The 26,971-nt window shown below is 49.6% G+C and carries 24 protein-coding genes and 3 pseudogenes; 9 read left to right on the top strand and 18 right to left on the bottom strand.

Going from position 1 to position 26,971, the window contains the following annotated elements; all coding sequences use genetic code 11:
• Positions 1-7 precede the first annotated feature (7 nt).
• Positions 8-385, bottom strand: a complete 378-nt coding sequence (locus tag ACLJRS_RS00540; protein WP_000680850.1) for an inner membrane protein YbjM — start codon at positions 383-385, stop codon at positions 8-10.
• A gap of 270 nt (positions 386-655) precedes the next feature.
• On the opposite strand from ACLJRS_RS00540, the gene ACLJRS_RS00535 reads away from it, so the two are divergent.
• Positions 656-2,341, top strand: a complete 1,686-nt coding sequence (locus tag ACLJRS_RS00535) for an aspartate:alanine antiporter (protein ID WP_001024853.1) — start codon at positions 656-658, stop codon at positions 2,339-2,341.
• 116 nt (positions 2,342-2,457) lie between these two features.
• Here the strand turns inward: ACLJRS_RS00535 and ACLJRS_RS00530 are convergent, their stop codons facing one another.
• Entirely contained in the window at positions 2,458-3,078 is a 621-nt protein-coding gene (locus ACLJRS_RS00530) for a TetR/AcrR family transcriptional regulator (protein ID WP_000661871.1), read from the bottom strand.
• A gap of 167 nt (positions 3,079-3,245) precedes the next feature.
• On the opposite strand from ACLJRS_RS00530, the gene ACLJRS_RS00525 reads away from it, so the two are divergent.
• Both ACLJRS_RS00525 and ACLJRS_RS00520 read left to right on the top strand, forming a co-directional pair.
• Positions 3,246-4,457 carry an MFS transporter gene (locus ACLJRS_RS00525; protein WP_000217420.1) on the top strand — a complete coding sequence of 404 codons (1,212 nt, stop codon included), beginning with the start codon at positions 3,246-3,248 and terminating at the stop codon, positions 4,455-4,457.
• Positions 4,454-5,269 carry a Cof-type HAD-IIB family hydrolase gene (locus tag ACLJRS_RS00520; protein WP_000023548.1) on the top strand — a complete coding sequence of 272 codons (816 nt, stop codon included), beginning with the start codon at positions 4,454-4,456 and terminating at the stop codon, positions 5,267-5,269. The genes ACLJRS_RS00525 and ACLJRS_RS00520 overlap by 4 nt, the downstream gene beginning before the upstream one ends.
• 53 nt (positions 5,270-5,322) lie before the next feature.
• Here ACLJRS_RS00520 and ACLJRS_RS00515 read toward each other — a convergent pair whose 3' ends face one another.
• Positions 5,323-6,555: an MFS transporter gene (locus ACLJRS_RS00515; RefSeq protein WP_001181284.1), complete on the bottom strand. Its 1,233-nt coding sequence runs from the start codon at positions 6,553-6,555 to the stop codon at positions 5,323-5,325.
• Positions 6,556-6,867: 312 nt separating this feature from the next.
• Between ACLJRS_RS00515 and ybjG the strand changes: the two genes are divergently transcribed.
• Positions 6,868-7,476, top strand: coding sequence for an undecaprenyl-diphosphate phosphatase (gene ybjG / locus ACLJRS_RS00510; RefSeq protein WP_001531378.1), 609 nt, complete (start codon positions 6,868-6,870; stop codon positions 7,474-7,476).
• A gap of 71 nt (positions 7,477-7,547) precedes the next feature.
• A complete protein-coding gene (gene deoR, locus ACLJRS_RS00505; protein ID WP_000450104.1) occupies positions 7,548-8,306 on the top strand; it encodes a DNA-binding transcriptional repressor DeoR in 759 nt (252 codons plus the stop codon).
• A gap of 45 nt (positions 8,307-8,351) precedes the next feature.
• On the opposite strand, the gene dacC is transcribed toward deoR, so the two are convergent.
• On the bottom strand, positions 8,352-9,554 hold the full coding sequence (dacC, locus tag ACLJRS_RS00500; protein ID WP_000195712.1) for a serine-type D-Ala-D-Ala carboxypeptidase: 1,203 nt from the start codon (positions 9,552-9,554) through the stop codon (positions 8,352-8,354).
• Between the two features lie 243 nt (positions 9,555-9,797).
• Here dacC and ACLJRS_RS00495 point away from each other — a divergent pair, with 243 nt between their 5' ends.
• Positions 9,798-10,424, top strand: coding sequence for a glutathione S-transferase family protein (locus ACLJRS_RS00495; protein ID WP_000631905.1), 627 nt, complete (start codon positions 9,798-9,800; stop codon positions 10,422-10,424).
• Here the strand turns inward: ACLJRS_RS00495 and ACLJRS_RS00490 are convergent.
• Together ACLJRS_RS00490 and ACLJRS_RS00485 are read right to left on the bottom strand one after the other, a co-directional pair.
• Positions 10,421-10,923, bottom strand: a pseudogene (locus ACLJRS_RS00490) (PQQ-dependent sugar dehydrogenase); the annotation flags it as partial. The gene ACLJRS_RS00495 and the pseudogene ACLJRS_RS00490 sit on opposite strands and share 4 nt — an antisense overlap.
• Positions 10,909-11,112, bottom strand: a pseudogene (locus tag ACLJRS_RS00485) (IS1 family transposase); the annotation flags it as partial. The pseudogenes ACLJRS_RS00490 and ACLJRS_RS00485, both read right to left, overlap by 15 nt.
• 346 nt (positions 11,113-11,458) lie before the next feature.
• On the opposite strand from ACLJRS_RS00485, the gene ACLJRS_RS00480 reads away from it, so the two are divergent.
• Both ACLJRS_RS00480 and ACLJRS_RS00475 read left to right on the top strand, forming a co-directional pair.
• Positions 11,459-11,884: a GntP family permease gene (locus ACLJRS_RS00480; RefSeq protein WP_000287110.1), complete on the top strand. Its 426-nt coding sequence runs from the start codon at positions 11,459-11,461 to the stop codon at positions 11,882-11,884.
• Between the two features lie 264 nt (positions 11,885-12,148).
• On the top strand, positions 12,149-13,039 hold the full coding sequence (locus tag ACLJRS_RS00475; protein ID WP_000545335.1) for a LysR family transcriptional regulator: 891 nt from the start codon (positions 12,149-12,151) through the stop codon (positions 13,037-13,039).
• A 5-nt stretch (positions 13,040-13,044) separates the two neighbouring features.
• On the opposite strand, the gene ACLJRS_RS00470 is transcribed toward ACLJRS_RS00475, so the two are convergent.
• The 8 genes and pseudogenes from ACLJRS_RS00470 to bssR all read right to left on the bottom strand — a co-directional run bounded on the left by ACLJRS_RS00470 (position 13,045) and on the right by bssR (position 19,978).
• Positions 13,045-14,730 carry an electron transfer flavoprotein-ubiquinone oxidoreductase gene (locus tag ACLJRS_RS00470; RefSeq protein ID WP_001000302.1) on the bottom strand — a complete coding sequence of 562 codons (1,686 nt, stop codon included), beginning with the start codon at positions 14,728-14,730 and terminating at the stop codon, positions 13,045-13,047.
• A 448-nt stretch (positions 14,731-15,178) separates the two neighbouring features.
• A complete protein-coding gene (locus ACLJRS_RS00465) occupies positions 15,179-16,342 on the bottom strand; it encodes an acyl-CoA dehydrogenase family protein (RefSeq protein ID WP_000835399.1) in 1,164 nt (387 codons plus the stop codon).
• A 63-nt stretch (positions 16,343-16,405) separates the two neighbouring features.
• Positions 16,406-16,603: a hypothetical protein gene (locus ACLJRS_RS00460; RefSeq protein ID WP_001200424.1), complete on the bottom strand. Its 198-nt coding sequence runs from the start codon at positions 16,601-16,603 to the stop codon at positions 16,406-16,408.
• A 32-nt stretch (positions 16,604-16,635) separates the two neighbouring features.
• On the bottom strand, positions 16,636-17,583 hold the full coding sequence (locus tag ACLJRS_RS00455; protein ID WP_000157776.1) for an electron transfer flavoprotein subunit alpha/FixB family protein: 948 nt from the start codon (positions 17,581-17,583) through the stop codon (positions 16,636-16,638).
• A 10-nt stretch (positions 17,584-17,593) separates the two neighbouring features.
• A complete protein-coding gene (locus tag ACLJRS_RS00450; RefSeq protein ID WP_001521753.1) occupies positions 17,594-18,343 on the bottom strand; it encodes an electron transfer flavoprotein subunit beta/FixA family protein in 750 nt (249 codons plus the stop codon).
• A gap of 22 nt (positions 18,344-18,365) precedes the next feature.
• A complete protein-coding gene (locus tag ACLJRS_RS00445) occupies positions 18,366-18,881 on the bottom strand; it encodes a CoA ester lyase (protein ID WP_001521476.1) in 516 nt (171 codons plus the stop codon).
• Between the two features lie 325 nt (positions 18,882-19,206).
• Positions 19,207-19,492 (bottom strand): annotated as a pseudogene (locus ACLJRS_RS00440) (IS4 family transposase); the annotation flags it as partial.
• Between the two features lie 102 nt (positions 19,493-19,594).
• Complete coding sequence (gene bssR / locus ACLJRS_RS00435; protein WP_000259648.1) at positions 19,595-19,978, bottom strand: biofilm formation regulator BssR; 384 nt, start codon at positions 19,976-19,978, stop codon at positions 19,595-19,597.
• Between the two features lie 230 nt (positions 19,979-20,208).
• On the opposite strand from bssR, the gene rimO reads away from it, so the two are divergent.
• Positions 20,209-21,534: a 30S ribosomal protein S12 methylthiotransferase RimO gene (gene rimO, locus ACLJRS_RS00430; RefSeq protein ID WP_000073317.1), complete on the top strand. Its 1,326-nt coding sequence runs from the start codon at positions 20,209-20,211 to the stop codon at positions 21,532-21,534.
• Between the two features lie 90 nt (positions 21,535-21,624).
• Here rimO and gsiD read toward each other — a convergent pair whose 3' ends face one another.
• Genes gsiD through gsiA form a run of 4 tightly spaced genes read right to left on the bottom strand, consistent with a single transcriptional unit; the run spans position 21,625 to position 26,962 of the window.
• The gene (gsiD, locus tag ACLJRS_RS00425; protein WP_001236024.1) at positions 21,625-22,536 is read right to left on the bottom strand and encodes a glutathione ABC transporter permease GsiD; all 912 of its coding nucleotides are present in this window, start codon (positions 22,534-22,536) and stop codon (positions 21,625-21,627) included.
• 2 nt (positions 22,537-22,538) lie between these two features.
• The gene (gsiC, locus tag ACLJRS_RS00420; RefSeq protein ID WP_000936064.1) at positions 22,539-23,459 is read right to left on the bottom strand and encodes a glutathione ABC transporter permease GsiC; all 921 of its coding nucleotides are present in this window, start codon (positions 23,457-23,459) and stop codon (positions 22,539-22,541) included.
• A 60-nt stretch (positions 23,460-23,519) separates the two neighbouring features.
• A complete protein-coding gene (gene gsiB / locus ACLJRS_RS00415; protein ID WP_000191442.1) occupies positions 23,520-25,058 on the bottom strand; it encodes a glutathione ABC transporter substrate-binding protein GsiB in 1,539 nt (512 codons plus the stop codon).
• Positions 25,059-25,090: 32 nt separating this feature from the next.
• Positions 25,091-26,962, bottom strand: coding sequence for a glutathione ABC transporter ATP-binding protein GsiA (gene gsiA / locus ACLJRS_RS00410; protein ID WP_001120582.1), 1,872 nt, complete (start codon positions 26,960-26,962; stop codon positions 25,091-25,093).
• Positions 26,963-26,971 lie beyond the last annotated feature (9 nt).

Here is a 26,971-nt window from a genome sequence, read left to right as displayed (position 1 = left end):
GAGGGCGCTATCGGCGTTTTTTTCGCCGGTGGCTAAACAGGCTGCTAATAAACAAATAGCAGAGCGCGCCTAACGCACACCAGAATACGGCGCTAAATAACCACGCCAGTTCTTGCCAAAACGATCGGGTAGGCATAAATACCACGCGCATTAACACCAGGCAAAACGGCGCCGCCAGCATCGCCCCGATCAGCGGTCGGATCACCTCGCGTCGGTGAGAACAAAAACTGGCCACCGCACCAGGCAACGTAAAAAATAACAGTCCAATCTCAGGATGCCCTGCCGCGCGAAAAGCGCCTTGTACATGCATAGTTAATGAAAGACACACCACAATAAAGAGTACAAAGCAGCAGACAACGCTTGCCCACCCGTGTTTATGTTTCAATCGTTCCTCCTGACACTCTCTATCGAACACGCTTTCCGCCGTGAGGCATCCAGTCAGATAAAGTCATGTGGCATTCCATGCCAAAAACACACCTGCACGATTCTTATAGCCGTTAGTACGCAATAAGATTAAACTAGCAGGATATATTGTTGTGTTGTTTTTATTTGGATGCTGTATGCAATACGATTGCACCCTTAATTCATGATAAAAACAGTAGCGTAAATTACCATTTCTTTCAACAGCTTACTCGTAAACAAGAAGTTAGTCTCCGTGAATATAAACGTCGCAGATTTGTTAAATGGGAATTACATCCTGTTATTATTTGTGGTCCTGGCTCTTGGCCTGTGTCTTGGCAAGTTACGTCTGGGTTCAGTCCAACTTGGTAATTCCATTGGCGTTTTAGTGGTCTCTCTATTATTAGGGCAGCAACACTTTAGTATTAACACCGACGCGCTAAATCTGGGATTTATGCTGTTTATTTTTTGTGTCGGCGTCGAGGCTGGCCCCAACTTTTTTTCGATTTTTTTTCGCGACGGTAAAAATTATCTGATGCTTGCCCTGGTCATGGTCGGTAGCGCTCTGCTAATCGCCTTAGGCCTTGGTAAGCTATTCGGCTGGGATATCGGCCTGACGGCCGGTATGCTGGCCGGCTCAATGACATCCACGCCCGTGCTGGTTGGCGCAGGCGATACCCTGCGACATTCCGGCATCGCCAGCACCCAACTCTCCTCCGCTCTTGATAATCTGAGCCTGGGTTATGCCCTGACCTATCTGATTGGGCTGGTCAGTCTGATCGTGGGCGCGCGTTACTTGCCTAAACTACAGCATCAGGATTTGCAAACCAGCGCCCAGCAAATTGCTCGCGAGCGCGGTCTGGATACCGATGCTAATCGCAAAGTTTATTTGCCGGTTATCCGCGCCTATCGGGTTGGTCCGGAGCTGGTGGCCTGGACTGACGGTAAAAACCTGCGCGAGCTGGGTATTTACCGCCAGACAGGCTGCTATATCGAACGTATTCGCCGTAACGGTATTCTGGCGAACCCGGATGGCGATGCGGTGCTGCAAATGGGCGATGAGATTGCGCTGGTCGGCTATCCGGACGCGCACGCCAGGCTCGATCCCAGCTTCCGTAATGGTAAGGAAGTGTTTGATCGCGATCTGCTTGATATGCGCATCGTGACGGAAGAAATTGTGGTGAAAAACCACAATGCGGTCGGTCGCCGCCTCGCTCAGCTCAAGCTGACCGATCATGGCTGCTTCCTTAACCGCGTCATCCGCAGCCAGATCGAAATGCCTATCGACGATAACGTTGTGCTGAATAAAGGCGACGTGTTACAGGTGAGCGGCGACGCCAGACGCGTAAAAACCATTGCCGATCGCATTGGTTTTATTTCGATTCATAGTCAGGTGACGGACCTGCTCGCCTTCTGCGCTTTTTTTATCATCGGGTTAATGATCGGGATGATTACCTTCCAGTTCAGCAATTTTAGTTTCGGCATCGGCAACGCGGCCGGATTGCTGTTCGCCGGGATCATGCTCGGTTTCCTGCGCGCTAACCATCCTACCTTTGGTTATATTCCGCAGGGCGCGCTTAATATGGTGAAAGAATTCGGCTTGATGGTGTTTATGGCAGGCGTTGGTTTAAGCGCCGGCAGCGGTATCAGCAACGGTCTGGGCGCGGTCGGCGGACAAATGCTGATCGCCGGGCTTGTCGTCAGCCTGGTACCGGTGGTGATCTGCTTCTTGTTTGGCGCTTATGTGCTGCGCATGAACCGGGCGCTGCTGTTCGGCGCCATGATGGGCGCGCGTACCTGCGCCCCGGCGATGGAAATCATTAGCGATACGGCGCGCAGTAATATTCCAGCGCTGGGTTATGCGGGGACTTACGCCATCGCCAACGTTCTGCTAACGCTGGCGGGGACGCTTATTGTCATCATCTGGCCGGGGTTAGGATAAAACTGAAGTTTGCCTTTAAGTGAAAAAATTTTGCCAATAGGTCGAACTTTTCGTTAAAGCATCAGTCATACCTATTGCCACTGCTTTTCTTTGATGTCCCCATTTTGTGGAGCCCATCAACCCCGCCATTTCGGTTCAAGGTTGATGGGTTTTTTGTTGCCCGACGCAGAGTGACACGACATTGGCTCTCCGGCGATTCGCTTTACCATCTGTAAAATCGCTTCACGCGCCAGCGGCGTTCGATCCGTCACAAAATGCAGCGTCATCCCCTCGATAAACGCATCCAGCGCGCGGGCGGTCTGTGCGTCAAACCACTGCGCCAGCGTATTCTGGCTACGCTGCATCCAGTTTTGCATGACTATTTTTAACGCTGGCTTATCGCTGGCATAGGCATATAACTGATACATTAACGCCATATTATCCGGCGTCGTAACCTGCGAGCCGTAAATCATTTCCGTTATCGCCTGGCACGCCCCCTCCGCATCCGTCACCTGCGCAAAAAAGTCCTGGTATTGACGCGACATGTTCTCGGTGAAAAGTGTAAAAGCTTCACTCAATAACGCATCCATACCGGCAAAATAGTAGGTCATCGAGCCAAGCGGCACCTGAGCGATAGCGGCGATTTTCCGGTGCGTCACGGCATGAACGCCATAGGTCTTTACCGCTTCCAGTGTGGCCTGAATTATTTTTTCCCGTCGCTTAGGATCATTGGCGCGTCTTACGGCATTTTCTTTCATGATGAGTTCCACATCTCATTCAGGATGCAGGCGATAGTAGCCTGCCGCTTACGCTGAAAAAACAGACAGCAAAAACTGTCTGCACAACGAAGTATGACGACGATATGTACAAATGTACACAAGCTTGCTAATGTTTACCTCTCGCTTCTATTTTCTGGCCTGACGCTATGACCGTCCTCTCCTCACGTAACGCCTTAAAACGCCGTACCTGGGCGCTGTTTATGTTCTTCTTTTTACCCGGACTGCTGATGGCCTCCTGGGCAACCCGAACGCCTGCTATTCGGGATATTCTTTCCGTCTCTACCGCGGAAATGGGGGCGGTCTTATTCGGGCTTTCTATCGGTTCAATGAGCGGTATTCTTTGTTCCGCCTGGCTGGTGAAACGATTTGGCACCCGGAAGGTTATTCGCACGACGATGACCTGCGCAGTAGGCGGGATGGTTATTCTTAGCGTCGCGCTGTGGTGCGCCTCGCCGCTGATTTTTGCCCTTGGATTAGCCGTTTTCGGCGCCAGTTTTGGCGCCGCCGAAGTGGCGATTAATGTCGAAGGCGCGGCGGTCGAACGCGAGCTGAATAAAACCGTTCTGCCGATGATGCATGGTTTTTACAGTTTCGGCACGCTGGCGGGCGCTGGTGTCGGCATGGCGTTAACCGCATTAAGCGTCCCGGCTAACATCCATATCATCCTCGCGGCTGCCGTGGCGATCGCGCCCATTTTCATCGCCATTCGGGCGATCCCTGACGGTACGGGTAAAAACGCATCGGAAGATTCTCACCTTCAGGAAAAAGGATTACCTTTTTATCGGGACATCCAGCTTTTGCTTATTGGCGTGGTGGTGCTGGCAATGGCATTCGCCGAAGGATCTGCGAATGACTGGCTACCGCTACTGATGGTAGACGGACACGGTTTTAGCCCAACCTCCGGCTCTCTGATCTACGCCGGTTTCACGCTTGGTATGACCGTTGGCCGCTTTACCGGCGGCTGGTTTATTGACCGCTATAGCCGGGTGACGGTTGTTCGCGCCAGCGCGTTGATGGGAGCGTTGGGCATTGGCCTGATTATTTTTGTCGATAGCGACTGGGTCGCCGGCGTCTCGGTCATTCTTTGGGGCTTAGGCGCTTCGCTCGGCTTCCCGCTGACCATTTCCGCCGCCAGCGATACCGGTCCCGACGCGCCGACGCGCGTGAGCGTTGTCGCCACGACCGGCTATCTGGCGTTTTTGGTCGGGCCGCCGCTGTTGGGCTATCTGGGAGAGCATTATGGATTACGCAGCGCCATGATGGTTGTGCTGGCGCTGGTTATTCTGGCGGCGCTGGTGGCGAAGGCCGTCGCCAAACCTGTATCGACTCCGCAACCGGTGATGGAGCATAACGCATGAGTATCAAATTAATCGCCGTCGACATGGACGGCACGTTTCTGAGCGATCAAAAAACCTATAACCGTGACCGGTTTATGGCGCAGTACCAACAAATGAAGCGGCAAGGCATTCGCTTTGTCGTGGCCAGCGGCAACCAGTATTACCAGTTAATCTCCTTCTTTCCGGAAATTGCGCACGAAATCGCTTTTGTCGCGGAAAACGGCGGCTGGGTGGTCAGCGAAGGCGAGGATATTTTTAACGGCGAGCTGACAAAAGCCGACTTCCAGGCGGTTGTCGAACACCTGCTCACACGCGCCGATGTGGAGATCATCGCCTGTGGAAAAAACAGCGCCTACACGCTGAAACGGTACGACGATGCGTTAAAAGCCGTTGCGGCAATGTATTATCATCGTCTGGAGTTTGTGGATAATTTCAACAATATCAGCGATGTTTTTTTCAAATTCGGCCTTAATATTACCGATGAACGGATACCGGAAGTACAGGCGGCGCTGCACGACGCCATTGGCGATATCATGGTCCCCGTTCATACCGGCTATGGCAGTATTGATTTAATAATTCCCGGCGTGCATAAAGCCAACGGCCTGCGTCTGTTACAGCAGCGCTGGGGCATTCATGATAGTGAAGTGGTGGTATTCGGCGACGGCGGCAACGATATTGAGATGCTGCGTCAGGCCGGGTTTAGTTTTGCCATGTCGCACGCCAGCGAAGCGGTCGCGGCGGCGGCGAAATACCGCGCCGGATCGAACAATCAGGAAGGCGTGCTGGATATCATCGACAGCGTATTAAACAACGAGCCGCCGTTCAACGTCTAGCGGATGCCTCTCTACGCCTGATAACAGAAAGCTTATCAGGCGTAGCCGCTCTCTCAGACTGTTTGCAAATTCCCCGTCCGCTTATCTTTTAAGAAGACCAGCATCAGCAGTAGCCAAAGAATACCGTTTGCCAGATTAAACAGGCTAAATAGCCCATTGCCGCCACTTAACCAGGCGTGTTTACTGACTTCAATGCCAACGGTAAAAATCAGCATTTGTAGCATTCCCATCGCCGCCGAGACCGTTCCTTTACTCATATCACTGGAAAAGAGCGTCAGACGCACCAGTCCGGCATTCGCCAGCCCAATGCCAAAAGCGTATACGCTTAATCCCGCCGTCATCCATAAATAAGCATGGGATGAAACCACCGTCGCCGCCGCGGCGATGATCAGCCCCGCGACGATAGGCCAGCCGCCCATCACGATCAGCGAGCGAACCGTACGTCGGGAGGTTAAACGCGCCAACACCAGATTACCGGCAATGAGCGCGCCAAAAACGGGCACCTGCAGCAGACCATATTCATAGCTGCTGAGCTGTTCGCCGCTAATGATGATAATCGGCGACTGCGCAATCCAGGCCAACAGCGGCAGGCTGACAAATCCCAGCGCTAACGCCCCTGCGACAAACCGCCGGTTTTTTATCACCAGCCGATAATCCCGGCCCAGCGCCTTAAATGACAGCGTTTCGCCCCGCCGCGTGGCGGTCTCCGGCATTGCACGCTGTAGTCCGAAAAAGGCGATAGCGGCCAGTGCGGCAAATAAAATGAACATCCCCTCCCACGGCAGAACATGCACCCATGCCGCCCCAACCAGTGGTCCCAGTAGCGGCGCGATTAACGCCACGTTCGCCATCAGCGCGGTAATTTTTATACATACCGCTTCCTCAAAGGATTCCTGAATCGCGGCATACCCTACAGCGCCGATAAAACACAGGCTAATCCCTTGCAAAAAACGCAGGAAGGTAAATTGTTCGATGTTTTTCGCCAGTAACGTCGCCAGGCAGGTGACAATAAACCACACGACGCCCGCCAGCATCACGGGACGACGGCCAATCCGGTCAGACAACGGGCCAAGCAGCCACTGTAAGAACATACCGCCCGCCAGATAAGCGGTCATGGACGTCGGAACCCAGTCCAGGCCCGCCTGATACTGCTCAACCACCGCCAGCATACCCGGCTGGATCATGTCGTTGCCAATATAAGTAGAAAACTCGTACAGCACCAGACAGAGAGGAAAAAGCAGCGCCTGACGTCCCAGCCTGCCGCCTGATTGTAAACGATTCTGCATACCATCTCTTCGCCAATAAAAACCGCGCAGAGTGTAATGAAAGTCGGGGAACTGAGATAGCGAATTATGAGGCTGCAAGGGAAATAGCGCACATTTTTACAGAAAGCCACTTAGCGCTTGCATACTTTAAGGTTAATTTAAGTTTGCGCCGTTATCATCAACTTTATTTTATGCCATTGTCTTAAATCTCTTCATGTTGCCGCCAAATAAGACAATACTGCTTTTCCTCTCTGTTACGCTGCATTTATGCTCAGTTTGCACGGGGATGAGCTGGCTATCCCTTTTGATTTCATTGCTCCGAGCCTGGATGTTATGCTGGAAAACCTTAACAACTCGCTGTTTTATTTTATTAACGCCACGCCTGATTCCGCGCAGTGGACGATTTCGCTCGCTATCTTTATCGCCAAAGATGTCATCAACATCGTCCCGCTCTTAGCCGTTGTACTCTGGCTGTGGGGGCCCCGCGATCGGGTCTGCGCCCAGCGCCAGCTGATCGTTAAAATCGGCATCGCGCTGATTATCAGTCTGGCGGTCTCCTGGACAATGGGACACCTTTTCCCGCACGACCGTCCCTTTGTCGATCATATCGGCTATAACTTCCTGCATCATGCCGCCGATGACTCGTTCCCCAGCGATCACGGTACGGTGATTTTTACCTTTGCGCTGGCGTTTTTGTTCTGGCACCGCCTCTGGTCAGGCATCGTGATGATGGCGATAGCCATTACCATCGCCTGGTCGCGCGTCTATCTCGGCGTACACTGGCCGTTAGATATGATTGGCGCGCTGTTGGTAGCGATGCTTGGCTGCCTGAGCGCACAGCTGATCTGGCAATGGTACGGCGCGCCGCTCTACCAGGCGCTGCAACGTTGTTACCGTTTCTGTTTCGCATTGCCCATTCGAAAAGGCTGGGTACGTGACTAAACAGCGAAAAAAAGAGTAATATTAAGCGCTCTGTATGGTGCGGAGCGCTTATTTAACTCTCCAGGGGAACTATGGAAACGCGACGCGACGAGCGTATTGGTCAATTGCTGCAGGCCTTAAAACGCAGCGATAAACTTCATCTTAAAGAAGCCGCGACCCTGTTGGGCGTCTCTGAAATGACCATTCGTCGCGACCTGAACCATAAAAGCGCGCCTGTCGTGTTGCTGGGCGGCTATATCGTACTGGAGCCCCGCAGCGCCAGCCATTATCTGTTAAGCGATCAAAAATCTCGTCTGGTGGAAGAAAAACGCCGAGCCGCTCAGTTGGCTGCGGGCCTGGTACAAGCCCATCAGACGGTATTTATTGACTGTGGCACCACCACGCCGTGGATCATTGAAGCCATTGATAATGACCTTCCCTTTACGGCGGTGTGCTATTCACTTAATACCTTTCTGGCGCTGCAGGACAAACCCCATTGCCGCGCCATCCTCAGCGGCGGGGAGTTTCACGCCAGCAACGCCATTTTCAAACCGCTTGATTTCCATGAAACGTTAAACAATATTTGTCCGGATATCGCGTTTTATTCCGCCGCCGGCGTTCATACCAGTAAAGGCGCTACCTGCTTTAATCTGGAAGAGCTGCCGGTAAAACATTGGGCAATGACAATGGCACAGCGCCATGTACTGGTGGTGGATCACAGTAAATTCGGCAAGGTACGCCCGGCGCGGATGGGGGAATTATCACGCTTTGATACGATTATCAGCGACCGCCGTCCCGACGAGGCCTTTGTGGCCTACGCTAAAGCGCAACAAATTACTCTGATGTATTAACCGCAGGTTTGCCGGATGCGACGCGCACCCGGCAATGGGGTTATTTTACGAGAACCAACTGCCAAACCACTGATGGAGTTTCATCAGCACAAAATCCCACATCCGGCTGAAAAATCCCCCCTCCTCGACGTTTTCCATCACCATTAACGGGCGTTGCTCAATGGATTTTCCGTTAAGCTGGAAATCGATGGTGCCGACAACCTGCCCTTTCTTCAACGGCGCCGTGAGCTGTGGTTCGTTCAACGTAAAGCTGGCCTTCAGGTTTTTAAGCTGCCCACGCGGAATCGTCACAGACCCCGCATCGCCCGCCCCCAAATTGACCTCACGCTTATCGCCAAACCAGACCCGTTGCGTCACGAATGTCGCGTCAGGTTTAATCGGCGTGACCGTTTCAAAGAAGCGGAAACCCCAGGTCAGCAGTTTTTCTGACTCATTAAAACGAATACGGTCCGTTTTCGCCCCCAGCACGACAGAGATCAGGCGCATATCGCCCTGAGTGGCGGAGGCGACAAGGTTATACCCAGCGCCAGCCGTTGTCCCCGTTTTCATGCCGTCGACATGCAGATTGGTGCTCCACAACAGGCGGTTGCGGTTCGGTTGACGAATATTATTAAAAGTAAATTCTTTTTCTTTATGAATGGCGTATTCGTCAGGCACATCGTGAATCAAGGCCTTGCCGAGCAACGCCATATCGCGAGCGGTACTGAACTGCCCTGGCGCATCAAGACCGTGTACCGTCTGGAAGGTTGTATTGGTTAACCCCAGTCGTTTCGCATAGGCGTTCATCAGGCCGATAAAGGACTCCTGGCTTCCGGCGACGTAGTCGGCAAGCGCGATACAGGCATCGTTACCTGACTGAATGATGATGCCTTTATTAAGATCCGCAACCGACACCTGATCGCCTGGCTTCAGAAACATCACCGACGACCCACGTAGCGCCGGGTTCCCCGTCGCCCAGGCATCTTTGCCCACCGTCACCATATCGGTCAGCTTGATTTTCCCTGCCTTCAGCGCCTGGCCCACCACGTAGCTGGTCATAATTTTTGTCAAACTGGCAGGGTCGAGTTTCTCATCGGCGTTGCCTTCCGCCAGTACTTTACCGCTGGCGTAATCCATTAAGATCCAGGCTCGCGCATCAACGCCCGGCGGCGCGATCGTTTGTTCCTCTGCCTTTACAGGCGAAGCGAAAAGGAATAAGAGAACCGAACCTGCCGCGAGGCTACGAAGGGAAGAAGCGTATTGCGTCATAGTACCACCCGAGTATCCATTCCAAAAACACACGTCACACCACCGTGTAATAAGTGCGGTGAGTAATAACGCACTCACGACGTTAAAGAAACCGTAACTTGGTAAAGTTTTTAAAGTTTATGCAATAACATCCCGTTACGCTTCCTTCATAACGATTTTTTTACAGACCATTGTGTAAATGTTAGGTTTATCTCACGGTAGGCCGATTACTGTCATCATCCTGATAAAACAGAAGGGGTTAATATGATTACGCTGTGGGGCCGGAACAACTCGACTAATGTTAAAAAAGTGTTGTGGACGCTTGAAGAGCTGGAACTGCCATACGATCAAATTCTGGCAGGTGGAAAATTCGGCGTTAACCAGGATGCCGACTATCTGGCGATGAATCCTAATGGGCTGGTGCCGCTGCTTAAAGATGATGAAACCGACCTGTTATTGTGGGAATCCAATGCCATTGTCCGCTATCTGGCGGCGCAATACGGCCAGAACCGGCTATGGGTTGATAATCCGGCGCGGCGTGCGGAGGGCGAAAAATGGATGGACTGGGCGAATCAAACGTTAAGCCCGGCGCACCGCGTGATCCTGATGGGACTGGTCAGAACCCCGCCGGAAAAACGCGACCAGGCGGCAATTGAAGCCGGTATCGAAAAGTGTGATGGCCTGTTTGCGCTGCTTGATGACGCTCTGGTCCACCAGCCGTGGTTCTCCGGAGACAACTTCGGCACCGGCGATATCGCCATTGCGCCTTTCGTCTATAACCTGTTGAACGTGGGTCTGAAGTGGACGCCGCGCCCGAATCTGGAACGCTGGTATCAACAGCTTACCGAGCGCCCTGCTTTTCGCAAAGTGGTGATGATCCCAGTCACCTAACGCGTAGCCGCGGCCTCAAGTGAAGGACTTACCTTGAGTAACTGCCCGTCGGACTCATCGGTTAACACATATAAGTAGCCGTCAGGTCCGACACGCACATCGTAGATACGTTGCTTTCTGTCACTCAAAATACAGTCTTCTTCCGTCACCGTATTGCCATTGACGCGCATCACAATAACCTCTTTATCTTTTAGCGCGCCGATAAACAGTTTATGCCGTCACGGCACAAAAACGTCGCTGATATAAAGGCCATCCCGCTAATTGCCGGAGAATCCTTCCAGTAGTAAACCGACTGCTCCGTTCCTTCGACAATTTCACCTTTGGTTTCCGGCACTTTCAGACCACTATAGTTGACGCCCCATGTGGCCAGCGGCCAGCCATAATTTTTGCCTTTTTTCGGTATGTTAATTTCATCGCCGCCGCGCAGACCGTGTTCATGCAGCCATAGCGCGCCGCTCCAGGGATTGACTGCCAGTCCCTGCGGATTACGAATACCGGCATTGTACATGGCAAGATCAACAACCTGCTCTTTCATGCCGGGCTGACAGGCGCGGTATTCATAGTCGACCTGAAAGCTGCGGCAACATGCCTGACAGCGGTAATGCTGGTGCCCTGCACTCCCCGGACCATACTTTTTAACGGATGCCGTTTGCGCGCAAAACGGGCATTTCACATCGACTTTAGCCATCATAAATCCTGCGATAAAAGTCGGTATTCGAAACGATAATCACCGATTGAATACATGATCGTTTTCTGGGGATTTCACTGCATGTCATGATGGTTTACTCCTGCGATGAATAAGAGAACGGCGTTTAACCATAAAATCAACATGCAGCGGGTCGAGAATAAAGATTATTAACGGAGTGATACCGACTTGAATCCGCCGAGTACTTTTTAGAGTATGTTCCATTCTTCGCGCCGGAATCCCTGAGTAATAGCCTGTCTGATCTAAAATGGAGATCAGAAAAATATGACACAAGCTGTTGCATAACATGGATAAAATGGGTAGTCATGCTAGCGAGATAAGACAATGAATGTATTCATTACTGATGCTGGTCGCTTATCGTGGTTACAGTGTGATCCTTTTTGCTCCGCTGGTAGCACTTGGCGCAGTTCTGTTCACCCGTCCAGTGACGGTCGCCCCGGTTTTCAGTGATATATTTATGGATAAGTTGATCGGTTTTGTAAAACTTTATTTTCCTGTCTTTCTGCTGGGGGCAGTATTTGGCAAGCTGATTGAATTTGCTGGTTTTTACTACTCAATTGTCAGTGCTGTGACCTGTATGGTGGGCCAGAACAAAGCCATGCCGATGATTATTCTTGTATGCGCTTTATTGACCTATGGAGGCGTATCATTGTTTGTGGTGGCGTTTGCCAATCTGTTCTTTACTTGGCTGATTCCACATATTTACGGTGATCAGTTTATGATAAATCTGCCGGGGCTGAAAAAACCGCTGTAAACGGGTTAACCTGATGACCACGGGGAGCAGGTATTAGCATCTACGTTACAACGGTTCCGACAATATGTCTGACCTGACCCCCTGTCAGCGGTCACCAGCGTCCTACCAGATCCGCCCCGGATCATGGTAGGGCGGTGACACCGTCAGCCTACATTTTGTAGTTATCTCGACGTGACAGGAATTCGGATAGGCCGAAATACTCAGTCTGACTGAGTCTATAAAAAAGCAGCACACTGTATTATACGTTAATTATGAGCCACAACGATGCACTTTGATATAAAAGATTTAAAATTATTCCTTGCTATCAGTGAAGAAGGGAGCTTAACACGTGGAGCGGAAAAAACTTACATGTCTGCCGCATCTGGTAGCGTGCGTATACGTAATCTTGAACAGAGTATCAATCTGAGATTGCTGTATCGTAGTAGCAAGGGGATAACGTTATCCTCTGCTGGTGAAACATTTAAACACCACGCCAGCCTTATTGTGAATCAAATGGAAATGTTACGTAGCGATATGCAGGAGCATGTTAAAGGCATCAAAGGACATGTCAGAATATTTTCCAGTATAACTGCTATTGCAGAGTATCTCCCCCCATTGTTGAGCCATTTCCTTACACTATATAACGATGTGAATATTGATCTCAGGGAGTATCCAAGTCCGGAAATTGTACGTTCTGTTATTGAGGGGAAAACTGATCTCGGAATTGTTGCTGGTAATATTACAACAGATAATCTTGAAATACTGCCGTTCCGTACTGATAGGCTAGTGCTTATCACCGCGACAGACCATCCCTTTGCTGACAGAAAAAGCGTGACCTTTCATGAATTAATTCAATATGAACAAATCAGCCTGCCTGAAGGGACAGGAATGTTTGAATTTATCCGAAAAAAGGCAGAACTAGTACCATCTAAACTGAAAATTAGAATACAGGTCGGCAACTTTGAAACATTTTGCCGTATGGTTGAAGCAAAAGTGGGCATTGGTATAATGCCTCACTCTGCTGCATCCCGTTTGCGTCAGTTGCATGAATTTTCGATTATTGATCTTGATGAATTTTGGTCATTAAGAAAATTACAAATCTGCGCCAGAAGCTTTGACAAATTACCCGGCTTCACACAAAAACTGGTTACTATGCTCACAGCTCAGACTGAGTGATAGCGTTACATCCCTGTATAATTTGGTCCGTTGCCACCTTCAGGCGTAGTCCAGGTTATATTTTGTTTAGGATCTTTAATGTCACAAACTTTACAGTGAATACAGTTCTGTGAATTTATTTGCAGACGCATATTTTGTGTTTCACTATCCTGTAAAAATTCATATACTCCGGCAGGGCAATATCGTTCTTCGGGGCCACCATAAATATCCAGATTAATGGATATAGGGATATTCTGATCACTGATTTTCAAATGTACTGGCTGGTCGTCATCATGCCAGGTGTTACTGAGATAGACGGATGACAAAATATCAAACGTCAGTTTACCGTCAGGTTTGTCGTACAGTTTTTTCTGGCTTTTGTTGGCCGGTTGCAGAGTGATATTGTCCGGTCGGTTATTTTTTACACGCCAGGGGATTTTTTTTATACCCATTCGGGGAAGCAGCCAATGCTCAATGCCACTCATGATAAAACCTATCACACGCCCTTTTTTAAACCAGGGTTTGAAATTACTACCATTTTCCAGTTCCTGCCAAAGCCAGCTCTGTCGCAGTAATGTTTGATATTCTGTCAGTATGTCGTTTTTCCTGTTGTCCAGCAAAGCATTAAATATAGCGTCAGCCGCTATCATGCCACTTTTGATAGCTGTATGGATGCCCTTGATTCTACTTGCATTGAGCGTACCGGCATTACAACCAATCAGCAGACCACCAGGTAAACAGGGATCAGGCATAGACGCAATCCCGCCGTTATTGATTGCTCTTGCGCCATAACCAATACGCTTACCCCGGTCAATGTATTTGCGTATAGAAGGGTGTGTTTTCAGGCGCTGCATTTCCTGAAAAGGGCTTAACCAGGGATTTGAATAATCAAGTCCCACAACCAAACCTAGTGCAATTTTATTATCATTAAGATGATAGAGAAACCCACCCCCGAACGACTCTTTATCCAGAGGCCAACCTGTGGTGTGAATTACAAGCCCCGGATGGGACTGGTCTGATGGAACCTCCCACAACTCTTTTATGCCTATGCTAAAACTCTGGGGTGCTTTGCCTGTATCAAGATGAAATTTTTTGATCAGTTCTTTAGCCAGACTACCGCGGGCCCCTTCGGCAAAAATTGTATATTTTGCCAGAATTTCTATTCCACTCAGGAACCCCTCTTTCTTGCTGCCATCCCGATGACGTCCCATATCACCAGTTACTACACCGATAATGTTAGTATCCTGATCATACAGTATCTCAGTTGCCGAAAAGCCTGCATAAATATCCACGCCTGACGTTTCTGCCTGACCGGCGAGCCATTTAATGAGATTACCGAGGCTTACGATAAAGTTTCCATGGTTGCGAAAATTATCAGGAATCAATGCATCCGGCAAATTAATACATTTTTCATTCGTCAGTAACAGTAATTTATCCTGAGTAACAGGCTGTTTAATGGGTGCGCCTCTTTCCTGCCAATCAGGAATTAGTTCATTCAGCGCTCGGGGATCCATGACTGCCCCACTGAGAATATGAGAACCAGGCTCAGCTCCTTTATCAAGGACGATAATGGACAGTTCTTTTCCTGCGTCATTTGCCTGTAATTTAAGTTTAAGAGCTGCAGATAATCCGGCGGGTCCTGCTCCCACAATAAGAACATCACATTCTATTGTCTCACGTGATTGCTGGGTATTAGAAAGTGTATCGTTCATTATTAACTCCTTAATTTTTCAGCACCGTAGGAACAGCTATATTATGTAAATAAAATTGCATTCATATTGTAACCAATGAAATAAATATCATAGTGATAAAACAGATGAAATGGTATAGGAATGTTCAACCTTAGAAAAAGGTGTCTATAAGACTATATAGCCAGTTATCAACTATTAAAAAAATGTCGGTGATGATGAAGCATTCCATAACATTTATATTTAGCTTTCTCCCTCAGATGAAAAAGAATATACACAAATCATTTTTAAGCCGTTCATCATAATTGCAGGAAAAGTCCCTATTTTCTTGGCATTCTATTATAGTTACCCGCGAGAAATAATCAGCCAACTGTCGGGTACAGAAGGGAGCGGCAATGACATGTTCAATCGAGACTATAATGACTCCGGACAGAGGTAACTGTTTCATAATATTTTTCCAATTGATTTGACATCAGAATGAACGTGGCATCTCCAGCACATGCTCAGCGATATAGCTCAGGATCAGGTTGGTAGATATGGGAGCAACCTGATATAAACGTGTTTCTCTAAACTTTCGTTCGATATCATACTCACAGGCAAAACCATATCCACCATGAAATTGCAGGCAGGCATTGGCTGCTTCCCAGCTGGCTTTCGCAGCAAGGTATTTCGCCATATTAGCCTGTGCTCCACAATCAAGATGCTGATCAAAAAGCTCGCACGCTTTAAAACGCATCAGATTAGCCGCTTCCACTGCAATAAATGCTTCTGCAATAGGAAACTGCACCCCCTGGTTCTGACCAATGGGACGACCAAAAACCTCACGCTCGCAGGTATAGCGGGTAACACGATCCATAAACCAATATCCATCGCCTATACATTCTGCCGCAATCAAGGTACGCTCTGCATTTAAACCATCAAGTATGTAATGAAAACCCATACCCTCTTCACCAATAAGATTTTCTTCGGGAATTTCCAGGTTGTCAAAAAAGAGCTCGTTGGTTTCATGATTGACCATATTGGGAATAGGTCGTACTGTCATTCCATTTTTCATAGCTTCTTTAATATCAACCATGAAAATAGACATCCCTTCGGATTTACGTTTTACATTTGCAAGCGGAGTAGTTCGAACCAGAAGAATCATCCAGTCTGAATGTTGAACACGTGAAATCCAGACTTTTTGTCCGTTTATCACATACCGGTCTTCTCTTTTTACAGCTGTAGTTTTAATTCTGGTGGTATCTGTACCTGCTGTGGGTTCTGTGACGCCCATCGACTGCAGGCGCCATTCACCAGTAGCTATCCGTGGCAGCCAGAATTCTTTCTGTTTATCGGATCCATGACGTAACAACGTATTCATGTTATACATCTGACCATGGCAGGCTCCAGAGTTTCCACCCGATCTATTGATCTCTTCCATGATAATAGATGCTTCAGTTAAACCAAGCCCTGACCCTCCAAATTCCTCCGGGATGAGCGCAGCCAGCCAACCAGCTTTGGTTAGTTTATTAACAAACTCTTCAGGATAGGCTTTTGCTTCATCTATCTTACGGTGATATTTATCATCAAATTCACTACATAATGAACGAACCGCATCACGAATATCCTGATATTTATCCCTTTCAATACTTTTCATAATTTTTTCCTCAATAAACCAGCGCCAACAGGGGGTAGAAAATGACCTTTTATCGGATGACCATCAGCAGATAGATCTGACTGGCGGTCGACAGGAAGAAAATAGAGCCAGTGCCATAATTCTGGCAGAACGCCCCCCCTCTTTAAAGATTTTGATGTCTTTATCCAGAGTGGCGGCCAGCAGCTTAGCGGGACCGGGGTTAAGATAATCGGTGTTGCGCAGAATGCCAGGCTGCCAAATTTGAATATCAGTATATTGCATAAAAGTTACCTTTAAGGAGGAAAAAATATGATTTATAATTTATCGATAAGTTCAGGTACAGCTTTGAAAATATCAGCTACCAAACCATAATCCGCAATAGAAAAGATAGGAGCGTCAGGATCCTTATTAATAGCGACAATGACGCCTGACTCTTTCATCCCGGCAAGATGTTGTATGGCGCCAGAAATTCCCAGAGCAATATAAAGTTGAGGCGCAACGATTTTTCCGGTCTGGCCAATCTGATAATCATTTGGTGCATAACCAGCATCTACAGCAGCCCGGCTTGCCCCCACGGCAGCGCCTAATTTATCTGCCAGGTTATCAACAAGTTCTTTGAATGCCTGTGCACTTCCTACTCCTCGTCCACCTGATACTACAACTCTGGCGGATTGTAAGTCTGGACGGTTACTTTTATTAACATGTTGGCTAATAAATTTTACCTGATCTGAACCAAGAACAACCTCTGTAAATTCAATGGGGGCTTTTCCCTCATCTTCCGCAACCGCAGCCGCAAATGAGGTAGGACGAACAGTTATCACTTTATATTCATCATCACTGTGTACTGTGGCAATAGCGTTACCCGCATAGATTGGACGTTCAAAGGTATGTTGATCAATGACACGCGTAATATCACTAATCTGAGATACATCAAGTTTTGCTGCTAAGCGTGGCGCACAGTTTTTTCCAAAAGAGCTTGCAGGAAAAAGAATGGACTGATAATGATTTTTCCCACTATTCAAAAAATAGCTGATCTGTTTTTCCACATTCTCTGCCAGAAGGTGTTCGAATAGTGGGCTGTCAGCAACAAATACAGTGGATATCCCCTGAATATGACTGGCTTTAACTGCAATACTTTCTATACCATATCCTAACATAAGTATATCTATATCACTATTAATGGCTTTTGCCGCAGTGATAGTACTGAGTGTTGAAGGTAAAAGAGTATTGCCGTTATGTTCAGCAATAACTAAAGAAGCCATATTTTCCTCCTTAAATTACTTTTTCTTCGTTTTTTAATTTATCTAGCAGCGTGTTAATATCTGGAACGATTATGCCTGCTTTCCTTCTTGCTGGCTCATCAACTTTAATAATAGTCAATCTGGATGACGGGTTAATACCAAGTGAATCGAAATCTATCTCCTTAACAGGTTTCTTTTTGGCTTTAATAACATTCGGCAAGCTGATATTCCTCGGTGTATTCAGACGTAGATCTGTAGTGAGTACTGCAGGCAGGGATAAATTTAACGTTTCTAATCCTCCATCAACCTCACGAACAGCAGTTAATGAATTATCAGAAATAGTAATTTCACTAACATTAGTGGCTTGGGGAAGATCGAGTAATGCTGCCAGCATTTGGCCTACCTGATTACAATCATCGTCAATAGCTTGCTTGCCTAATAATATAATATCGGGTTTTTCATTCCGGGTAATAGCGGTGATAGTTTTGGCCACAATTAGTGGTGTAAGAGAGTTTTTTGTTAATATGTGTATTGCCCTGTCTGCCCCTGCTGCCAGTGCTGTACGCAATACATCCCCTACACCTGTGTTTCCTATAGACACTACAACAACCTCACTGATTAATCCCCGTTCTTTTAAACGTACTGCTTCTTCAACTGCAATTTCATCAAATGGATTGATACTGAGTTTTGAATCAGAAATATCAACATCAGAATGATCTCGCTTTATTCTAATTCTAACGTTATGATCGACAACTTGTTTTACACAAACTAAAGCTTTCATTGGTGACTCCTTCATATATTTACTAAATGCTATGAGCCAAAATCCTTTTTGCTTTTTCCAGTAACGGTTTATCCACCATTTGCCCTTCATGACTGAATGCTCCATGGGGATATTGAGCCAGTCGCATAATCTGGGGAACCCACTCGATTTCTTGTTTTAAATAGCTGAATGCTCTGTTTACATGTGAAATTTGTGGAGGGTGAATACATACCTTGCCACTGAACCCCATTTTACAGGAGTGAATAGCATTTTGTATTGTCAACTCGTTTTTCATAAATTCAGTTGTGATACCGTCAACAGAAGGATATGATCCAGCCAGGCGTGAAGTTATTACAATTTTTGCACGTACAGCAATCAGTACTTTTTCATCATTACTCATGAAATTCAGAGCATTTTCTCTGGCAATTATTTTTTTCTCAGATGACACCGCATTTTCTAAATCAAGGATTACGCTATCAGCACAACTGCTATTTGCTTTTTCAAATCGTTCAGGTTGGTCCCCCGTAACGAAAAGAAAAAACCGTTCTAACGTTTGCATTCTCGTCTCTCATTTGAATGGAGCATCTGATAATTCAATATATCTTAAAAAAATAATTTTCTGAATTAGCTTTTATCTAACCCCCCATTAAAATTGGTTCAGGTTCGCTGATAACAGAAAGAAACATGTAATTTATTGTTACAATAACAAAGATAAAAATAAAATTTAATTATTTGATATAAATAACGTTTCAGAATAGTAAACGGCCGACATTCCGTACCTGTTTCAGGAGTGAATTCGACTATACCGTTCCCTAAGAACATCAACGATTGTCTGGTGAACCGAATTTAGTCACCTTTGGCGGAAAACAGGCTGGCATATAGGAGAGCATGACAACCCGGGTCATTCCCTCCGTGATTTTTTAGTAACACGCTGAAAAAGTATCTGAAACTTCATTCTGCAAGTGAGACTTTCCCCGAAGTCGATCGATACGTTTTATCTTGTGCCTGACCGATGCTACTCCTGACAAATCACGCCCAATACTGAATAAGTGTAAGAGATGCACCGTTAATCACTACACTGGTAGCCTCAATAAGAGATTGACGGCGGTAAAGGTGCAAAGGCTCCAGTATATTTTTAAAGGATTTTTGGCATAATGAACGAGCAGGCATAGTGATGATTTCCTTGAAAGTGTTAGCGCAATCAATTAGATCACATAACACTATGCCTGTCCTGGTTTGCTGGGGATTCCTCAGGAGTCGCCTCCCCCTTATTCAGACCTGTGTAAGCGGTGAATGTGCTTTCAGACTCTGAATACTCAGCGTCAAAGTTGTCAGACAGTTTTCAAGTTTATCTGCGTTGACGGCAATAAAGGTCGGACAATCATGGTGTCCGCTCATTAAACAAACGGCGGCGGCTGCAAGCGCGCCTTCGGCACGGCGCAGCGCGTTCCACTCTTCCTGATCGAGATGCAGTCCCTGCCGTAAGGATTGATCGTGGAGCTCGCGATTCAGTTCAAAAAAATTGTCACGCAGAGAGTCACTTTCGCTGACTGACATATACCCCTTCGCTTTTCGCAATTGCAGATAAGCGGCAAGATCGATACGCGCGTTTATCAGCTTGTTGAGAAGATCGGTTCTCAGTCTGTCAACGACCATACCTTTTTTCCTCCTCTTTTCTACCAGGGTTCAACTTAATAGTATGGTCGTTTTTTAGACAAATGGGTGTCAGAGATCAAGAATTTTCTTAGAATTGCCCTTTTTCACCTTTTGCTGATAACCACAACGGTTGATGCCGCCGCTCCCGATGAGATTGCGATACAATTTTTGTTCGGATATCTGTAGAATCCCTGCCCTGACCATTCCAATAAATGAACACTTTTTAAGCTATGAGTAATGTAACCCACCAGCCAAAGATCGGCTTCGTTTCCCTGGGCTGTCCGAAAAACCTCGTTGATTCGGAACGCATCCTGACTGAGCTGCGTACCGAAGGCTATGACGTTGTGCCACGCTATGACGATGCGGATATGGTTATCGTTAATACCTGTGGCTTTATTGACAGCGCGGTACAAGAGTCGCTGGAAGCCATTGGCGAAGCGCTGAACGAAAACGGTAAGGTAATCGTCACCGGCTGCCTGGGCGCAAAAGAAGATCAGATCCGCGAAGTGCATCCGAAAGTACTGGAAATCACCGGGCCGCATAGCTATGAGCAAGTTCTGCAGCACGTACATCATTACGTACCGAAGCCGAAGCACAATCCATTTTTAAGCCTCGTACCGGAACAGGGTGTAAAACTGACGCCGCGCCATTATGCGTATCTGAAAATTTCTGAAGGCTGTAATCACCGCTGCACGTTCTGCATCATCCCGTCGATGCGCGGGGATCTGGTCAGCCGTCCGATTGGCGACGTATTAAGCGAAGCGAAACGTCTGGTTGATGCCGGGGTCAAAGAGATTCTGGTGATTTCGCAAGATACCTCCGCCTACGGCGTAGATGTGAAGCACCGCACCGGATTCCATAATGGCGAACCGGTGAAAACCAGTATGGTGAGCCTGTGCGAACAGTTATCAAAACTGGGCGTCTGGACACGTCTGCACTACGTCTACCCCTACCCACACGTTGATGATGTGATTCCGCTAATGGCGGAAGGCAAAATCCTGCCTTATCTGGACATTCCGCTGCAACATGCCAGCCCGCGGATTCTTAAACTGATGAAACGTCCTGGTTCCGTTGACCGCCAGCTGGCGCGCATTAAGCAGTGGCGCGAAATCTGCCCGGAACTGACCCTACGCTCCACCTTTATTGTCGGCTTCCCCGGCGAAACGGAAGAAGACTTCCAGATGCTGCTCGACTTCCTGAAAGAGGCGCGCCTCGATCGTGTAGGCTGCTTCAAGTACAGCCCGGTGGAAGGCGCAGGCGCGAATGAGCTGCCGGATCAGGTGCCGGAAGAGGTGAAAGAAGAGCGCTGGAACCGCTTTATGCAACTGCAACAGCAAATCTCCGCTGAGCGCTTGCAGGAAAAAGTGGGCCGCGAAATTCTGGTGATCGTCGATGAGGTTGACGAAGAAGGCGCTATCGGGCGTAGCATGGCGGATGCGCCGGAAATTGACGGCGCGGTCTATTTGAACGGCGAAACCAACGTCAAGCCGGGCGATATCGTGCGCGTGAAAGTGGAAAACGCCGACGAATATGATTTGTGGGGCAGTCGGGTTTAACGCCACCTCCCCCGGCGCGGGTGCCGGATGTGTTATCCCGCCTGACGAGACCGTTCCAGGCCCGCCAGGCGTCAACGCCACCGGGCTGGCTTACCCCTTAATCTTCGGGTCCAGCGCATCGCGCAACCCGTCGCCTAACAGGTTAAACGCCAGCACAGTCAGGAAAATCGCCACCGCCGGGAAGAGCGCTACGTGCGGCGCGATGACCATATCCGCCCGCGCTTCATTGAGCATCGCTCCCCACTCCGGCGTTGGCGGCTGCGCGCCTAATCCGAGAAATGACAGGCTTGCCGCGGAAATAATTGACGTACCGATACGCATCGTAAAGAAAACCACAATTGACGAGACCGTTCCCGGCAATATATGGCTAAACAAAATCGTCGTGTCGCTGGCGCCGATACTGCGGGCAGACTCAATAAACGTCTGCTGTTTTAAGACCAGGGTATTTCCGCGCACCAGACGAGCAAACGCCGGAATAGAAAAAATCGCCACCGCAACGATCACATTAGCAATACCGCTGCCTAACACCGCCACAACGGCAATCGCCAGCAAAATGCCGGGGAAGGCGAACAACACATCGCAAATGCGCATAATAAAACGATCCCACCAGCCTTCATAATATCCCGCCAGTAATCCCAACACCGTACCGATTATCGCGCCGATAAATACCGCGAACACGCCCGCCGCCAGTGAGATCTGCGCCCCAACGAGAACCCGGCTAAAGATGTCTCTTCCCAGCGAGTCAACGCCAAACCAGTGCTGCAAAGAGGGGCCATTGTTCAGGCTATCGTAGTCAAAATAGTTTTCCGCATCGTAGGGCGTCAGCCAACGGGCAAAAATCGCCACCAGAATTAACGCCAGTACGAATCCCCCGGCGACCAACGCGACATGCTGGCGGCGAAAACGACGCCAGAACTCCCGCCACGGCGTGCGTATCTGGTCGGGTTTTACCACCGGCATAGCATGTAAAATCGCCTGACGGCGCCAGTTAAATAATCGCATCCTTACTTATACCTGATAGCCGGATTAATGGCGGCATAGAGAACATCCACCACTAAGTTGATAAGAATAAATTCCAGAGAAAACAGCAGCACTTCTGCCTGAATCACGGGGTAGTCGCGCATGTCGACGGAGTCGACCAGTAATCGCCCAAGCCCCGGCCAGTTAAACACTTTTTCAACGACGATCGAGCCGCCAAGCAAAAAGCCAAATTGCAGTCCCATCATGGTGACGACCGGGATCATTGCATTGCGCAGGCCATGTTTTAACACCACCCACGTTTCACTGACGCCTTTCGCCCGCGCGGTCCTCATGTAATCCTCGCTCAGGACATCGACAAACGAGGAGCGCGTAAAACGCGCCATGACGGATGCCACCGCCGCGCCAAGCGTCAGGGAAGGTAAAATATAATGTTGCCAGCTATCCGCCCCCACGGTCGGTAGCCAGCCCAGATCCACGGAAAAAATCTGCATTAACAACATTCCCAGCGCAAAAGCCGGAAAAGAAATGCCGGTCACGGCAAGCGTCATTCCTAACCGGTCAGGCCAGCGATTACGCCACACGGCGGCGGCGATGCCGATCGCCATGCCAAACAGCACCGCCCATATCATACTGGTTATCGTCAGCCACAGCGTCGGCAAAAAGCGGCTGGCGATCTCCTCAGAAACCGGGCGGCGGGAAACCATTGACGTCCCGAAATCGCCTTGTAAAACATGGGTGATGTAATGCCAAAACTGGACATGAAGCGGCTGATCAAGCCCCAGCTGCTGACGAACCAGCGCGATCACCTGCGCGTCGGCTTCCGGTCCGGCTATCAGCCGCGCCGGGTCGCCGGGCAACAAATGAACAAATAAAAACACCAGCACTGCCACAATCAACAGCGTAGGAATTAATCCCAGCAGGCGCTTGAGAACATAGTTAAGCATCACACGAACCTTTTACCGGATGGCGGACAACGCGCGCGCCATCCAGCCCCATCGCATTACTTACTTCAAATCCGCATCGTCAAAGCTGAAACCGGTATCCGGCATAATCCAGAAACCGGTCAAATTTTTACTGTGCGCAGAAACCAATTTCTCCACCACCAACGGTATCCAGGGCGACTCTTTCCAGATAATATCCTGCGCCTCTTTGTACAATCGTGTTTTCTCCTGCGGATCGTTGGTCTTTAAGGCCGCCGCCAAATCGCTGTCGACCTGCTTGTTGCTGTAAAAAGCGGTATTAAACTGCGTCGGCGGCCAGTTTTGTGATGCGAAGAGCGGCGATAACGCCCAGTCAGCTTCGCCCGTCGACGCCGACCAGCCTGTATAGAACATTCGCACGCCGCTCTCTTTTTGCCCTTTGCCCTCGACTTCCGCGGCGCGCTGGCCGGCGTCCATCGCGGTTATCCGGGCTTTAACGCCAATCTGCGCCAGTTGCTGTTGGGTAAACTGCAACACTTTTTGCGCGGTGCTATGGTTGTGCGATGACCACAGCGTGGTACTGAAACCGTCTGGATACCCCGCCTCTTTCAACAGTTCGCGCGCTTTAGCCGGATCATAGGGCCACGGCTGATAGCTTTGCGCATAGGCTATCGACGGCGGCACCACGCCCGTCGCCGGCGTGGCGTATCCGGCAAACGCCACTTTAACCAGCGCCTGACGATTGATAGCGTAATTCAACGCCTCACGCACCTTAGGATTATCAAACGGCTTCTGCGTCACATTCATACTGATATAACGCTGCATAATGGACGGGCTGGCGACCAGTTCGAGGTTTTTATTTTTCGCCAGTAACGCGGCCTGCTCATAAGGGATAGGAAAAGCAAATTGCGCTTCGCCGGTTTGCAGCATCGCCGCGCGGGTATTGTTGTCAGTAACCGGACGCCAGGTAATAGAATCCAGCTTGGGTAAGCCCTGCTGCCAGTAACCGGCGAACTTTTTCACTTTGACAAAGTCGGTCTGATTCCAGGTTTCAAGCTGGTATGGACCGGTACCGACCGGATGAAAACCAATATCCTTGCCATATTTTTCCAGCGCTTGCGGCGAGATCATCGCCGTCGCCGGGTGCGCCAGAATATTAATGAAAGCGGAGAACGGCTGTTTCAGGGTAATTTTTACCGTTGCCGGATCGACAACCTCCGTTTTTGCGATATTTTTATACAGGTTATAACGCTTGAGGTGGTTATCCGGATTGCTGGCGCGATCGAGATTCGCTTTCACCGCCGCCGCATCAAAATCCGCGCCGTCCTGAAATTTCACCCCCTGTCGTAGGGTAATGGTGTAGGTCAGACCGTTATCAGAAACGGTATAGCCTTTCGCCAGGACGTTTTTTACCTTCATGTCTTTATCCAGGCCAAACAGCCCCTGATAAAATGACTTCGCCACCGCCTGCGAGAGCGTATCGTTGGCGTCATACGGATCGAGCGTGGTGAAATTAGACCCTACCGCCACCACCACATCTTTGGCCGCCAGGGCCGGAAAAGCCGCAATGGATGAGGCCAGTCCCAGCGCCGCCAGCCATTTATGCGTAATAAATTGCGTCATGTTGTTCTCCTGAAACCCTGCCTGTCTGAATGTTATAAGCGCGAGAGCGCATTATCCTGCAGCGGCCGCGCAACATAATGTCCCGGCCCGACCAACTGTAATGAAACGGCGGGCGTCTCTTCGCCACGTTTATGAATATTGCTGGGTATATCATCTGATAGCAGAACGCGCCGCGGCCGGTGTCTGGAGGGATCGGCAACCGGCACCGCCGCCATCAATTTACGCGTATAAGGATGCTGCGGATTTTCAAAAACGGCGCGCCGCGGCCCCATCTCAACAATTTGACCAAGATACATCACCGCCACGCGATGGCTAATTCGCTCCACGACCGCCATATCATGCGAAATAAACAGGTAGGCGATCCCCATTTCCCGTTGTAAATCGAGCAGTAAATTAATGATCTGCCCGCGAACGGAAACATCCAGCGCGGAGACCGCCTCATCGGCAATAATCACTTTAGGATTCAATGCCAACGCGCGAGCAATGCAGATGCGCTGACGTTGACCGCCGGAAAACTCATGCGGATAACGCCAGGCATGTTCAGGACGTAATCCGACACGCTCAAGCAACCAGGCCACGCGCTTTGCCGCAGCGTCCCCCTGCCCCAGACCATGAATCCGTAAAGGTTCCATAATGGAATACCCCACGGTCTGGCGCGGGTCGAGCGAGGCGTAAGGGTCCTGGAAAATACACTGAATATCGCGGCGCAACGGCTGGAGTTTACCCGCAGACAGCGTGTCAATGCGCTGGCCGTTAAAGATAATCTCCCCCTGCCGGGATTCAACCAACCGCAGCAGCGCGCGTCCGGTCGTCGATTTTCCGCTACCGGACTCGCCCACCAGCGATAGCGTTTCGCCGGGCCAGAGATCGAAACTGATATTCTCAACGGCATGAACTTCACGCGTAACGCGGTTAAAGAGACCGCTACGCAGCGGGAATCGCGTCACCAGCCCCCGAACCTGGAGAATAGGCTCGCCTTCCACCACCGTGTCTTGCTCAATCTGCGATTCATAAAGGGCCAGTTCGTCAGCGGAAATCAACGGGAAACGGCGTGGCAGCGAGTGGCCGCGCATCGCGCCAAGCTGAGGGACGGCGGCCAGTAACGTTTGGGTATAAGGATGCGTCGGCGCATGGAAAATCTGCTCTACGCTGCCGGTTTCCACGGCCTCGCCCTGATACATCACCAGTACGCGATCGGCGATATCCGCCACGACGCCCATGTCGTGGGTGATAAAAATCACGCCCATCGACATCTCTTGCTGCAACACTTTGATAAGTTGCAGAATTTGCGCCTGGATAGTGACATCCAGCGCCGTGGTGGGTTCATCGGCAATCAATACCGCCGGACGGCAGGATAGCGCCATCGCGATCATGACTCGCTGGCGCATCCCGCCGGAAAGCTGATGCGGATAACGCGATAAAATCGCCTGCGACTCCGGGATCCGTACCTGATCGAGCATACGTTTCGCTTCCGCCAGCGCCTCTTCGTGGCTGGCGCCCTGATGCAAACGAATAGATTCGGCAATTTGCTCGCCAACGGTAAATACCGGGTTGAGCGAGGTCATTGGCTCCTGGAAAATCATGGCGATATCCGCGCCGCGCACACGCCGCATCTGCGCGTCACTCTGCTCAGACAGCTCAATCACCTGGCGATTACGCCGACGCAACAGCATTTCGCCGCAGCGCACGTTCGCGCCCGACTGCTCAATCAGCCGCATTAACGCCAGCGCCGTCACCGATTTTCCCGAGCCCGACTCGCCGACAATCGCCAGAGTCTCTCCACGCTTCAGGCGTAATGACACATTACGCACGGCGTCTACCTGTTGCCCTTCGTGGTGAAACGCGATATTCAGGCCACTGACGGACAGAACATCGCGGCTATCCAGTTCATCGCTGTGCGGCACCTGCGGCTC

This window comes from Salmonella sp. SAL00670 (assembly GCF_046552235.1).
GTDB classification, from domain to species: Bacteria; Pseudomonadota; Gammaproteobacteria; order Enterobacterales; family Enterobacteriaceae; genus Salmonella; species Salmonella enterica.
Note: the sequence above shows the minus strand (reverse complement) of the source record. Positions and strands in the feature narration are given on the sequence as shown.